This is a genomic window from Longibacter salinarum, from assembly GCF_002554795.1.
Lineage (GTDB): Bacteria > Bacteroidota > Rhodothermia > Rhodothermales > Salinibacteraceae > Longibacter > Longibacter salinarum.
Map to the genome: position 1 here is coordinate 327,432 of NZ_PDEQ01000002.1, position 13,357 is coordinate 340,788.

A 13,357-nucleotide genomic window follows, 5' to 3' on the forward strand; every position below is an offset into this window, starting at 1 on the left:
GAAACACACCGTGCACTACCAGGGCGCACCTGCGCCCTGACGTTCACCCTAGAATCTAAGCGAGATCACCGTGGACAACACGACCAGCCAACCCACGGCCGAACATCACCACAGTGCCGGGCACGCTCACAACGAGTCGCTCGTCAAAGGCAATCTCTCGTTCCACGACATCACGGAGATGGTGTCGCGGCACACAGAGAAGAAGACGCCGCTTGCGTGGTACATTGCGTTCGGTCTGGCTTCCTCCATGGCCGCGCTGCTACTCCTTAGCCTGGCTTATCAGGTCTGGAACGGCGTCGGCGTATGGGGCAACAACCAGCCCGTCGCCTGGGGCTGGCCGATCGTCAACTTCGTGTTCTGGGTTGGTATCGGTCACGCCGGAACGCTGATCTCGGCGATTCTCTTCCTCTTCCGGCAAAAATGGCGTACCTCTATTAACCGGGCGGCAGAGGCGATGACGCTCTTTGCCGTGATGTGTGCACTCATCTTCCCGACCTTCCACGTGGGCCGGGTCTGGGTGATCTACTGGACGCTACCGATCCCGAACCAGATGGAGATGTGGCCGCAGTTCAAGAGCCCGCTCCTCTGGGACGTATTCGCTGTTTCGAGCTACTTCATCGTTTCGCTTGTTTTCTGGTACGTGGGACTGATACCGGACCTTGCGACGATTCGCGACCGCTCGAGCACGTGGCTGCGCAGGAAAGTGACCGGGTTCTTCTCACTCGGCTGGACCGGTGCCAACCGGCACTGGCGCAATTACGAGAAAGCATACTTGCTTCTCGCCGGTCTTGCCACGCCGCTCGTTCTCTCGGTTCACTCCGTGGTGTCCTTTGACTTTGCCGTCTCCGTCCTTCCTGGGTGGCACACGACGATTTTCCCACCCTACTTTGTTGCCGGTGCCATCTTCTCCGGCTTCGCGATGGTGGTGACGCTCATGGTTATCGCGCGAAAGGTCTACGGCCTCGAAAACGTCATCACGTTGGACGTCCTCGAGAAGATGAACATCATCATTCTCGTGACGGGTACGATCGTCGGTTTTGCCTACATCACAGAGTTCTTCATGGCGTGGTACTCGCAGGTTGAGTACGAGCAATACGCCTTTATTAACCGGGCCTTCGGTCCGTACGCCTGGGCGTACTGGATCATGATGACCTGTAACCTGATCTCGCCGCAGCTCTTCTGGTTCAAGAAGCTCCGCCGGTCGATTCCGGTCATGTTCGCGCTCTCTATTGTCGTGAACATCGGTATGTGGTTCGAGCGCTTCGTGATTACGATCACGTCGCTGCACCGCGACTTCCTGCCGAGTTCCTGGGGCTACTTTGAGCCGACGCTGACCGACGTCACGACGTTCATCGGCTCGTTCGGCCTCTTCTTTACACTCTTCCTGCTCTTCCTGCGGTTTGTCCCGATGGTTGCCATGGCAGAGGTGAAGGGCGTGATGCCGGAAGCCGATCCGCATTACTACGACGAAGGTGACGGCCATACGGCTGAAAGCAAGGTGCCGTATATCCAGCCGGCACAGGAAGACAACGGACGAAACGAAGCCGGTGAGACCCGGGGCGGCAAGTAATCCGGCCCGGCAATACCGGCCGAGGCTCATCGGATCGAGCCTCGCGCCGCAACCCTGACGCGCACTACGAATGCTCCCTGAGCTATGCTAGACGAACTGACACGCGAACTGAAAGCCACGATGGGCATCTATGAGAGCGACGAGGAGCAGGTTTACGGCCTGCTCGCGGAGTTCTCAGATCCCGGGGCTCTGCTCCACGCGGCGGAGGCCGTGCGCGAAAACGGCTACAGCCACTTCGATACGCACAGCCCGTTCCCGATTCACGGCATGGACCGTGCAATGGGGCTCGGCAACTCGAAGGTTGGCTTCTTCTCGTTCGGGGGCGCTGTCACCGGCCTCGCTGTCGGATATCTGTTGCAGTGGTGGACATCGGCCGTCGATTACCCGATTAACATCAGCGGCAAGCCGTTCTTCGCCGTCGAGCCGTCTGTGCCGATCATGTTCGAACTGACCATTTTGTTCGGCGCGCTCGGCGCTGTGGCGGGAATGCTCGCCCTGAACGGTCTGCCCCGCCCGTACAACCCGCTGTTTTACTCCGAGCGGTTCGAGCGCGTGACCGACGATGCCTTTTTCTTGCACATCGCTGCAAGCGACAGTCAGTTCGATGAGACAGACACAGCGAACCTGCTCCGCAAGGCGGGGGCGTTGAATGTCGAACTCGTGCAGGACGACGGGACCGCAGAAACGGCGCCTGCCTCTAGCCTCTAGACCTTACCGCTCCTTCCGCTGCCGCCGCCGTCTCGGAGTGCTTCTGTCCCGCGACGGCCGCTGACCACCGATACCCGACGACTGATGCGCAACCTACTCACGACCGGACTGATTCTCAGCGTCCTTCTGCTGGCCGGATGCCGGGGAACGACGTCGGATCGCAATCCGATTCACCCGAACCCCAACATGGACTGGCAGCCGAAGTACCAGGCCCAGGAGAAGAACACGTTCTTCGCCGACGAAGCCGCCATGCGGAAGCCCGTTGCTGGTACTGTGGCACGTGGACTGCTGAAAGAGGACCCGATCTTCTATACGGGCCGAACCGAGGCAGGAGACTACGTGGAGCGCCTTCCGATCGAAACCACTCGCGACTTGCTGGAGCGCGGGAAGGAGCGCTATGAAATTTTCTGTGCCGTTTGCCACGGGAAGTCCGGCGATGGCAACGGCGTAATTATGGTTGGCGGTCCACAGGGGAAAGGGTATGGCTACACCCCGGCACCTAGTTACCACGTTGATCGCCTCCGGCAGGTGAGTGATGGCTATCTCTACGACGTGATCGCAAACGGCATTCGCAACATGCCCGGATACGCACAGCAGATCCCGGTTCGTGATCGCTGGGCCATTGTCGCCTACATCAAGGCGCTACAGTTAAGTCAGAACGCGACACGTGAGGATCTGACGTCAGAGCAAATTGCCCGGATCCAGAGCGGACGTAGCGCCAACATCGACGGATCCCGTTCCGGCGCTTCTAGCTCGCAATAACTCGACCGCCTCTGACTCCTTCTGGTGGCTCGCGCCACGACGTCACCGGAACCCTTCGTACTCGACACGACCGTTTTCGGGACTCCGTCCCTCAGGCGCGTCCCGACACCACCGAACACGACACACCCCATGGCCGACTCCGTTCGCTCCAACTCCGTACTGGGATGGCTGGCCGACCCGCTGGCATCGACTGCTGACGCCGCTCAGCGTGCCTACCGCTTTACCGCCGACCGGCGCTCCTACCTGGCGCCTCTCGCGATTGGTGTGGCCCTGCTGCTGGTGAGCCTCGTCGGCTTTGCCACGGACGCCTCGCAGTTCTACTTCTCCTACTTCATCGGATGGATTAGTTGCCTCACCATTGCTGTGGGCGCGCTGTTCTTCCTGTTCTTCAACCACTTGACGAAGGCGTCGTGGAGCGTCGTCGTTCGGCGTGTGAATGAGTCGATCGTCTGGGCTTTTCCCTTACTGTTTGTCTTAGGCATCCCAATCGTCTTCGGGATGCACGACCTGTATCACTGGACGCATGAAGAGCTCTACGTTGTCGGAGGTCCAGAGTACGATCCCATCCTCGCTGGAAAACGTGGATACCTGAATACGCCTTTCTGGATCGCCCGCGTCGTCGTGTACTTCGCGCTGTGGACGTTCCTCAGCTACAAGCTCTATGCGGATTCCGTTCGGAGCGATGTGGAAGGAGGCGAAGGGCTGCCCGCAAAGCTCCGTAAAACCTCCGCGTGGGGGCTTCCGCTGACAGCGGTCGCGACGGCATTCGCGAGCTACGACCTGCTGATGTCTACCGATCCGCACTGGTTCTCGACGATCTTCGGCGTTTACTTCTTCATTGGCGGCATCCTAGCCGCCGTGTCGCTCATGGTCGTTCTCCTCGCCTCGTTCCAGCGGATCAGTGGCATGCTGGATGGCGTCGTGACGACCGAGCATTACCATGACCTCGGCAAGTACATGTTTGGCTTCACGGTTTTCTGGGCCTACATCGCCTTTAGCCAGTACATGCTGATCTGGTACGCCGGCATTCCGGAAGAGACGATCTTTTACAAGCACCGACTCATGCACGGATGGGAATGGCACAGCGCGTTCCTTGTACTCTTCCACTTTATCGTCCCGTTCCTCGTGCTCCTTCCCCGGTTCACGAAGCGGTCGCTGCCGACGCTCTCCTTCATGGCCGTCTGGTTGATCGGGATGCACTGGTTCGACATTCACTGGATTGCGGCCCCGGTCCACGATGCACACCACACGTTCCACTGGCTTGACCTGACCCTTGGACTGGGTCTCTTCCTCGTCTTTGCCGGGACCATCGTGTACCGCCTCACTCGACATTCCCTGGTGCCTGAGAAGGATCCGTACCTGGGAGACTCGCTACATTTTGAAAACGTGTAGGTGTCGGAGCGTTGTGTACGTCTCCACGCACCAATACGAGCGATATCCGTGGTGCTGCCCGCTTGGGTGGCATCACGCATGTAGAGACATTGTTAGGCGGGGCGTAGAGCTGCGTCACACGTGCGTATAATTTTCGATGATCTTCACGCGTGGAGACGACCAACTAACCCGGGTCCGCGTTTTTCCCTAACCCATACGCTGAGCAGAGACCGTTCATGGATACCACCGACTCGAATACACGCTTGGAGTCTCCGGCTCTTGTATCCCCGCGAGGGGCCGAGGTCGTGTATGGCCGCGAAGTCACATTCCAATGGGATGACGTTGACGGTGCGGACGCCTACACGCTTCAAGTGTCGTCGGATGCGAAGTTCAACAACGTCGTACTGCGGGAGGACGTCGGGAAGCAAACGGCTGTCACCGTTGGAGACTATTTTCCGACCGACAACAGTACTTACTTCTGGCGTGTGATCGCCCGCGGCAACGGGGGCGAGACGCCCGGAGAGCGCATCGAGAGTTTCATTGCGGCCACTGAGCAGGACGCAAACCGCGTCATCTCGTCGCCCGCTGAAGAGATGGGCCCTGCAACCCAACTCGTACGTGCCGCGAAGCAAGACGTCTCCTCAGAAATGCTTGAGCCGGAAAGTCGGTTCGAGAAAGAGAAGGAGATGGGTGTTGCTTACGAGGGCGTGGCGACCGGTCAGATCATGTCGATCGCATTGTCGATCCTCGTCGCGATTGGGATTGCCGTCATCGTACTGTTCAACTGGTACAATACAACGACGGCTGTCCAGCGTGAAGCCTCAAGTCAGGCAGGCGAATACACGCAGCTTCGCGAGATTGAAGCACAGGCCGACGAGCAGTTGAGTCAGTCCGGTGTCGTTGATGAGCAGGCCGGTGTGTACCGGATTCCGATTGAGGAAGCGATGGACATCATCGCTACAGAGCAGTTCCGCGCGCAGCAGGCCGAACGTGTGGGCGAGTCGCCAGCGGTAACCGGCGGCGCACAGAATCAGGACGATATCCCAGATGGGCAGCCGTAACCTAGTTTGACACCGAGCGGCGTGTCAGGTGTGGCTACGGCGCCTCCTGTCGGCACACGAGAACACCAAGGTTCCGTCAGGTCCGCCCTCCTTGTGTTGTTGGCGGTAGAAGCGCTTTTGAAAGACTGAACCCGAATGATGGTACGCACCCGCACGGTGCTTGTCACCGTACTCATTCTGCTCTTCGCGAGCGTGTCTCTGGCGGCCGCCCAGGCGCCACCAGAGAAGCAGAAGCGTCGCGAATTCGAGGGGGTGGGCATTGATGCGAAGCACGGTCAAACGATTCCGAAGGACCTCGTCTTTAGGAATAGCGAGGGCGATCCCGTTAGCCTGGAGCAGTACTTCGACGGAGAGAAACCCGTCATTATCAACTTTCTGTACCACGAGTGCCCGATGTTGTGCGGCCTCATGCTAAACGGCATGACGTCCACTCTGTCGGAGATGTCGTGGACGCCCGGGGAGGAGTTTCGCGTGTTGTCGATCAGCTTCAACCATCGCGAGACGTCCAGCGTGGCACGGGAGGCGAAAGAAACGTATATCAAACAGCTTGGAAAACCGGATGCGGCCGATGGATGGCACTTCCTCACGGGAAGTAAAGCCTCCATCGACGCGCTGACATCCTCGACTGGATTCCAGTTTCGATGGGTGGAAGAGCAGCAAGAATATGCGCATCCGACCGCGTGGGTCTTTCTCAGTGGCAATGGAAAGATCACGCAGTACATTTATGGAATGGAACCGAAGGCAGGCGACGTCCGCAAGGCGCTCGTTGAAGCATCGGACGGGTCGGTGGGGAACCCCCTTGATCAGGTTGCGATGTACTGCTTTCAGTTTGATCCGGAGGCCAATACGTATACGGCCGACGCATTCAACCTGATGAAGATCGGGAGTGTCATCACCGTTTTTATACTCGGTGGCGCCCTGTTCTTCTTCTGGCGTCGTGAGAATGAAGATCTCCGCGACATGGAGGATCGTGATCCTCTAAAGGAAATTGACGAACTCGAGGACACCGGCGCATTGAAAGAGCGTTTCGGATGAACCTCCCCCGCACTCACAGACGGAAGCATCGTGTCGTAGACACAGGTTCTTCCGGGCTGGAGTGCTTCGGCCATCGGCCGTAACCCCATTTGCAACTGAACACCATTACCGACCTGAATATGGGCGACCAGGGCACATTTTGGCTTCCAGACGGCGCTTCCACGATCGCGCCGGAGGTAGACAGCCTGTTTATGTTCGTGACGTGGGTCAGCACGATTCTGTTTGTTGGGGTCGTACTGGCAATGCTGTACTTCGCGATTCGCTACCGGCGTAAAAGCCCAGGGGACCGTCCGCAGCCGATCAAAGAGAGCAAGATCCTGGAGATTTCCTGGATTGTCGTTCCTACGATTCTGGTGCTGCTGGTCTTCAACTGGGGCTTCAAGTCGTTCGTCAAGATGGGCGTTGCCCCGCCGAACGCATACGAGATTCGCGCCGAGGCATGGAAGTGGAACTGGCGATTCACGTACCCCAACGGGACGACGAGCCAGGATCTCTACGTGCCGGTCAATCAGCCGGTGAAGATGAAGATGAGCAGCCAAGATGTCATCCACAGCTTCTTCGTGCCGGCCTTCCGCGTCAAGAAGGATGTTGTCCCGAATCGGTATAGTCAGGTATGGTTCGAAGCAACCGAGACTGGAAACTTCGACGTCTTCTGTACGGAGTATTGCGGCACAGCGCACTCGGATATGATGGCGACCGTGAAGGTTGTCTCTCAGTCCGAGTTCAACGAGTGGCTCGAATCCGGTGGGGGAGCGACAGACGACATGCCGCTGCCGGAGCTCGGCGAACTCCTGTACGAGCAGCAGGGTTGCCAGACCTGCCACTCGATGGACGGCTCGCCGAAGGTTGGACCGACATGGAAAGATCTGTACGGCAAGCCGAATCACCCTATGGCAGATGGATCGACCGTGACGGCCGACGAGGACTACCTCAAGGAAGCGATTGTCGAGCCTGGAGCCAAGATTGTCGAGGGGTATCAGAATGTGATGCCCGCATCGTATTCGTCGCTCAGCGAGCGTGAGCTGGCTGCTTTGATCGAATTCATGAAGGCAAACAGTCAGTACGCCGAAGACGGATCCGGCAGCTAAAGACCAGACGCCGTCGCAGACATTTGCGACACAAGATCCGACCGCTCGGTTTTCGTAACATGATCCGAGCTCCGGTCGGCGCTGGAACCACGCGCCGGTCCGGTCGAGTATCGAAATGAGAAGCATCTGTACGAACCTCCATTTACCGGACCAACGCACACATGGACTCCGCGACGAAAGGGGCCGAAGTGGGGCATGAGGAGCACCACGACGAGGCGCATGACCAGAATTATCTCCAGTACGAGCCAGGCATTTGGAACTGGCTGACGACGAAGGACCACAAGAAGATCGGCATCATGTATGCCGTCTCGCTTGCGGTGGTCTTCCTCGTAGCCGGCGTCCTCGCACTGATGGTGCGGACCGAGCTCGTCTCCCAGGGCGAGACGATCATGGATGCGGACACCTACAATCAGGTGTTCACGATGCACGGCATCCTGATGGTCTTCCTGTTCCTGGTGCCATCGATTCCTGCCATCCTGGGCAACTTTGTCTTGCCCCTTCAGATTGGCGCCAAGGACGTAGCCTTCCCTCGTCTCAACCTGGCGAGCTGGTACGTGTACATGATTGGTGCCATCATGACGTGCGCCGCGTTGTACTTCGGCGGCGTTGACACAGGATGGACGTTCTATACGCCATATTCCTCGACGACCGGCGGCGGGGTCCTCTGGATGACGTCCGCTATTTTCGTCTCCGGGTTCGCTTCGATCTTTACGGGGCTGAACTTCATCGTGACCATCCATAAGATGCGTGCGCCGGGGATGACCTGGAACCGGCTCCCGCTCTTCATCTGGGGGCTCTACGCGACGTCCATCGTACAGGTGCTCGCGACTCCGGTTATCGGGATCACGATGCTTCTCCTGATCCTCGAGCGCACTCTCGGAATAGGGATCTTTGATCCGGCGCTCGGCGGGGACCCGGTGCTCTTCCAGCACTTCTTCTGGTTCTACTCACATCCGGCGGTTTACATCATGATTCTGCCGGCATTCGGGATCATGAGCGAGCTGATTGCAACGTTCAGCCGCCAGCGCATCTTCGGGTATCGCGCTATCGCCCTGTCCTCAGTCGCGATCGCCATGCTTGGTTTCCTCGTCTGGGGACACCACATGTTCGTCTCCGGGCAGTCGGCGATCTCGTCGATTATCTTCTCGCTGATCACCTACCTGATCGGCATCCCGTCCGGTATTAAGGTCTTCAACTGGGTCGCCACGATGTACCGTGGTTCGATCTGGCTGCAGACCCCGATGCTCTACGCTCTCAGCTTCCTGTTCCTGTTCACGATTGGTGGCTTCACCGGCATTATGGTCGGTGTTCTCGCCGTGGATGTGCACCTCCACGACACGTACTACGTTGTTGGACACTTCCACTACGTGATGATGGGCGGTTCAGTCATGGCGCTTCTGGGCGGCATGCACTACTGGTGGCCGAAGATCACGGGGCGAATGTATAACGAGACGCTCGGGAAGATCGCCGTCTTCCTGATCTTCGTCGGGTTCAACGCGACATTCTTCACGCAGCTTGTTCTCGGCGCGAAGGGTATGCCGCGACGCTACTATGACTACGTTGAGCGCTTCGAGGCTCTCCACCAGATCTCGACCTATGGGTCGTACATCCTCGGTGCCGGCCTCTTCCTCGTGCTGTTCTATGGTCTCTACTCTCTCTTCTACGGCGAGAAGGCGTCCGCGAACCCCTGGGCCGCTGCCACACTCGAGTGGACCAACGTCGCTGCGTTGCCCGATCCGCACAACTTCGTCCGGACACCGCTTGTAACGCGCGGCCCGTACGACTTCCACCTCGCCGACGAGGTATTCGGTGGCGACGGCATGGGAGACGGAGCCACGAAAACCCTCGATGTCCCGGAGCCGGCTCCCGCTGCACCGGAGACAGCAGAAGAGTCATCGAAGGCTTAAACACACTCCGACCGTGGCAGGCATTCACGTGCCTGCCACGGCTTTCTCACTCTGTACGTGCCGGTGTACCCCACCTCGGATTGCCCCGCTATCCGGAGACTGGCGCTGCGCGCCCCGGCGCGCGGTACCATCGGCCTCTTTATCGCTAGAACGCTAGATTCATGGCAACGGATACCACGACCGAAACGCCGGCCGCTCCGGCACAGACGGAGGTGGATCATCACCACGAGGAGCACCTCTCTCACCTGCAACACCACTTTGTTTCGTCGGAGCAGCAGTTTGACTCCGCGAAGCTCGGCATGTGGCTGTTTCTCATCACGGAGGTCCTGCTCTTCAGCGGCATGTTCGTCGCGTATGCCGTCTTCCGCCAGTGGCACCCGGAAACCTTCAGTGTGGCCAGCCAAACGCTTGACTGGCACTTGGGTGGACTCAACACGGTCGTCCTGCTGGCGTCGTCGTTTACGATCGCTCTGGCGATCCACTACATCCAGAAAGGGGAGACCATGCGATCTTTCTGGCTCCAAATAACGACGATCTCACTTGCCGGCGTCTTCCTCGTAATCAAGTACTTCGAGTACACGGCCAAATTCGAACACGGCGTCTTTCCCGGCGCCATGTTTGACCCTCATGGCACGGCGCACGGCGTCGACTACGGAGCGCTTGCAAGCTATGCCTACGCCCCGCAGTTCTTCAGCATTTACTTCGTCATGACGGGCATCCACGGATTCCACGTCGTCGTGGGAATGATCCTGATCGGCTGGATTGCGAGCCGGACGTACCGCGGACACTTCAATAGCGAGTACTACACGCATATCGAACTGTCTGGCCTGTACTGGCACCTGGTCGACCTGGTCTGGATTTTCCTTTTCCCGCTCCTCTACCTCGTGTAGCGCTCGAACTGCCTCCTCGCTACACACCGAATCCAAGACGTTCCCTATGTCGCACGAATCGCATCACATCATCCCCTTCAAGACCCTCGCCACGGTCTTTGCATCTCTGATTGGTCTGACTGTGCTCACAGTCGTTGCCGCTCAGTTGCCTCTTGGCCCGCTCGACATGCCGGTGGCTATTCTGATTGCGGTGGTTAAGGCTTCGCTCGTCGTGATGTTCTTCATGGCGCTGAAGTACGATAAGCCGGTCAACTCCCTGACGTTTTCCGTTGGGACGCTCTTCGTCGTGATCTTTATCACGTTTACGCTCTTCGATACTGCGTTTCGTGGGGATCTAGGCGACGTATCCGCCGAAACGGTGGACGAGATCACACAGCAGGAGACCGAAGCGAGTGAGCGGCAGAAGACGTTTTCTGCCGAGCAGATGGCCGTCAGTCCTGCAGACTACGAGGCGCTTCGCAACGGTGAGTCTTCTGACACGTCGGCTGCCTCGGATACGACGGCATCCGATACCACAGAGACGACCGAGTAATTCAGCCCTGAAGTAATCATTCTGGTATACGCTGCGTGGCGACGGCGGCTTGAGCCAAACGGGTGGGACCTTCGACTGCGCCGGATGCATATACCATGAAGAGGGGCAACTGACCCCATATCAGGTTGCCCCACGGGCCCGACTTTCGGGGCCGCTCCTTGACCGCAGATGTCGGAGCCTTCACCTAACTATGTCTCTGCTATTCTTTACGATCCTCGGCCCCATCCTCGTCTTCCTGCTGCTGTGGGTCGCGGCGACAGCGTATCGCATATATTTTCCCGAGCAGCCACTGCCGTTCGAGAAGGATCCGGTCATGCTTCGCGAAAAGGCGAGGCGAGCAGGACAGAGTGTGCCGGTCGGTGTACGAGAGATCAGAGCCGATCAGCGTCGGAAGAAGCGGCAGCGAGCTCAGATCCTATCCCCGGACTACAACTACTTCTGGGGTGGCTCAGATGGCTTTCCAGAGGCCTGGCGCGAAGATCTCTGGCGACGTCGCAATTAGCGGTGCTGTAAACAGAACATTCTCATATTGAATAACCGCCGGTTCCATCTTCTGGAATCGGCGGTTGCGTTTGCTCCCGTGTGCTGGAAGAGCGACGTCGGGTGTACAGACCTCAGGCCTCGGCAAGGATCTGGGAGGAAAGAAACGAACTGAGCCGCTCGTGAGCCTTCTGTCGATCCCGAAGAAACGAGTCGCTGTCTACGCCCATCTGACTCGCAACGACCTTAACGATATGGCAGGGGATTCCGCGCTGCGCGGCTACATAAGCGAGTGCGTAGCTCGACGTGTCGTTGACATCCGCGATCCGTTGCCAATAGCTGTGCTCTTCGTCATCACCGATGTCATGGTCCTGCGTGACAATCGTACATTCCGCATCCGTTTCGAACGGGCAATCTAACGGCATTCGAGGGTAGCTCGGGGCATCGAGGTGAACTCGGTCGCCTTCGAGCACGAACGACCCCGCGAGGAGTGTCCCGACATCGTAGTTGTCAGAAAGCGCCGTGCATGTACCTACGTGGATGAGACGGGCGACAGAATGATCGCGCAAGAGGCGCTCTGTATTGAGCGTAGCTTTGATTTTACCTACGCCAAGAACGCCGAGGACTACGTCACCGAGGGAGAGAATATCGCCTTCCATAAGATTGTCGGGACGTATTCCGTCCAGAGAGGACAAAATGTCGTCCGCTTCTTCCGCCGTTGTAAACACTAATCCTGTCATCGAACACCGGGTGGGTTGAAAGGTATGACAAACGGTGTTTACGGCTGCTAGGCCGCAGAATTGAACGTACGCTTCCAGGATCTTGCCTGGGATCGGTCTTTGCACCTATCCATCCTGTCGAGATTACAATCTGTCTGTCGGTTCGACGGACGGGCTATTAAGTAAACCATCGAACGGCTGAAAGTCACGTCGCATGAAAGTCATAGAGCATCTTGAGCGAGCGAATAATCCCCTGATCTCCTATGAGATCATTCCCCCAAAGCGTGGAGGCTCGGCTGAGCAAATGCTAGGCGTCGTGGAGGAGCTGATGCCGTACGAACCTCCATTTATTGACGTTACCAGTCACTCCGCCGAAGTGTCCTACAAACAGATGCCGGATGGGGCGTGGCAGCGGTGTGTGAAGCGGAAACGTCCGGGCACGCTCGGGTTGTGCGCTGCGATCGAAGCGCGTTTCGGGATTGATACGGTCCCACACCTCCTCTGCCGGGGCTTTACGCGAGAAGAAACCGAGGACGCACTCATCGAGCTGAACTACCTCGGGATCGACAATGTGCTCGCCATACGAGGCGACGACAAAGGATACGATAAGCAGATTCCGAATGAACGTTCGCAGAACGAATATGCGGTGGACCTCGTGCGCCAGGTTCGAGCGATGAACCACGGGGAATATCTGGAGGACCTGATGGAGGCGGCACCAACCGACTTCTGCATTGGGGTTGGCGGATACCCGGAAAAGCATTTTGAGGCGCCCAACTTGGCCTGGGACATCATGCACCTGAAGAAAAAGGTGGATGCCGGTGCCCATTATGTCGTGACGCAGATGTTTTTTGATAATGAGAAGTACTTCGACTTTGTGGACCGGTGCCGAGAGGTGGGAATCGACGTTCCAATTATTCCTGGAATCAAGATTATCACCAACAAGCGGCACCTTCGGTCGCTCCCGCGCTACTTCCATACAGAGATTCCGGAAGACCTTGCGGCGGAAGTTGAGGCTGCTGATCCGGAGCATGTTGATGATGTTGGCGTGGAGTGGGCTCTTCGCCAGACCGAGGAACTCATGAGTGCAGGCGTCCCGTGTGCCCACTTTTATATCATGTCAAGTGCCAAAACGGTGAAACGGATCGTGGAGCCTCTCCGCGAGATGGCGTAACGGCTGATACGATGCCGTCAGTGTCAACATAGGAAGCGCCCGAAACGGGATGAACCGTTCCGG

The 13,357-nt window shown here is 57.9% G+C and carries 13 protein-coding genes; 12 read left to right on the forward strand and 1 reads right to left on the reverse strand.

What is annotated here, in order from left to right; all coding sequences use genetic code 11:
- Positions 1-70 precede the first annotated feature (70 nt).
- The 11 genes from nrfD to CRI94_RS04870 all read left to right on the forward strand — a co-directional run bounded on the left by nrfD (position 71) and on the right by CRI94_RS04870 (position 11,426).
- On the forward strand, positions 71-1,570 hold the full coding sequence (gene nrfD / locus CRI94_RS04820) for an NrfD/PsrC family molybdoenzyme membrane anchor subunit (protein ID WP_245846071.1): 1,500 nt from the start codon (positions 71-73) through the stop codon (positions 1,568-1,570).
- 84 nt (positions 1,571-1,654) lie between these two features.
- Positions 1,655-2,278 (forward strand): DUF3341 domain-containing protein, encoded by a 624-nt coding sequence (locus CRI94_RS04825; RefSeq protein WP_098074539.1) that lies wholly within the window; start codon positions 1,655-1,657, stop codon positions 2,276-2,278.
- 84 nt (positions 2,279-2,362) lie between these two features.
- On the forward strand, positions 2,363-3,040 hold the full coding sequence (locus tag CRI94_RS04830; RefSeq protein WP_098074540.1) for a c-type cytochrome: 678 nt from the start codon (positions 2,363-2,365) through the stop codon (positions 3,038-3,040).
- A gap of 129 nt (positions 3,041-3,169) precedes the next feature.
- A complete protein-coding gene (locus CRI94_RS04835) occupies positions 3,170-4,432 on the forward strand; it encodes a hypothetical protein (protein ID WP_098074541.1) in 1,263 nt (420 codons plus the stop codon).
- 215 nt (positions 4,433-4,647) lie between these two features.
- The gene (locus CRI94_RS04840) at positions 4,648-5,472 is read left to right on the forward strand and encodes a hypothetical protein (RefSeq protein WP_098074542.1); all 825 of its coding nucleotides are present in this window, start codon (positions 4,648-4,650) and stop codon (positions 5,470-5,472) included.
- A gap of 135 nt (positions 5,473-5,607) precedes the next feature.
- Entirely contained in the window at positions 5,608-6,507 is a 900-nt protein-coding gene (locus tag CRI94_RS04845) for an SCO family protein (protein WP_143815305.1), read from the forward strand.
- A gap of 89 nt (positions 6,508-6,596) precedes the next feature.
- Positions 6,597-7,595, forward strand: a complete 999-nt coding sequence (gene coxB / locus CRI94_RS04850) for a cytochrome c oxidase subunit II (RefSeq protein WP_245846072.1) — start codon at positions 6,597-6,599, stop codon at positions 7,593-7,595.
- A 161-nt stretch (positions 7,596-7,756) separates the two neighbouring features.
- A complete protein-coding gene (ctaD, locus tag CRI94_RS04855) occupies positions 7,757-9,502 on the forward strand; it encodes a cytochrome c oxidase subunit I (protein WP_098074545.1) in 1,746 nt (581 codons plus the stop codon).
- Between the two features lie 161 nt (positions 9,503-9,663).
- Positions 9,664-10,392, forward strand: a complete 729-nt coding sequence (locus CRI94_RS04860; RefSeq protein ID WP_098074546.1) for a cytochrome c oxidase subunit 3 family protein — start codon at positions 9,664-9,666, stop codon at positions 10,390-10,392.
- Between the two features lie 46 nt (positions 10,393-10,438).
- The gene (locus CRI94_RS04865; RefSeq protein WP_098074547.1) at positions 10,439-10,924 is read left to right on the forward strand and encodes a cytochrome C oxidase subunit IV family protein; all 486 of its coding nucleotides are present in this window, start codon (positions 10,439-10,441) and stop codon (positions 10,922-10,924) included.
- 190 nt (positions 10,925-11,114) lie between these two features.
- Positions 11,115-11,426 carry a hypothetical protein gene (locus tag CRI94_RS04870; RefSeq protein ID WP_098074548.1) on the forward strand — a complete coding sequence of 104 codons (312 nt, stop codon included), beginning with the start codon at positions 11,115-11,117 and terminating at the stop codon, positions 11,424-11,426.
- A gap of 112 nt (positions 11,427-11,538) precedes the next feature.
- Here the strand turns inward: CRI94_RS04870 and CRI94_RS04875 are convergent, their stop codons facing one another.
- Complete coding sequence (locus CRI94_RS04875; protein WP_098074549.1) at positions 11,539-12,144, reverse strand: 5'-methylthioadenosine/S-adenosylhomocysteine nucleosidase family protein; 606 nt, start codon at positions 12,142-12,144, stop codon at positions 11,539-11,541.
- Positions 12,145-12,337: 193 nt separating this feature from the next.
- Here CRI94_RS04875 and metF point away from each other — a divergent pair, with 193 nt between their 5' ends.
- Positions 12,338-13,294, forward strand: a complete 957-nt coding sequence (gene metF, locus CRI94_RS04880) for a methylenetetrahydrofolate reductase [NAD(P)H] (protein WP_098074550.1) — start codon at positions 12,338-12,340, stop codon at positions 13,292-13,294.
- The last annotated feature ends 63 nt before the right edge of the window (positions 13,295-13,357 follow it).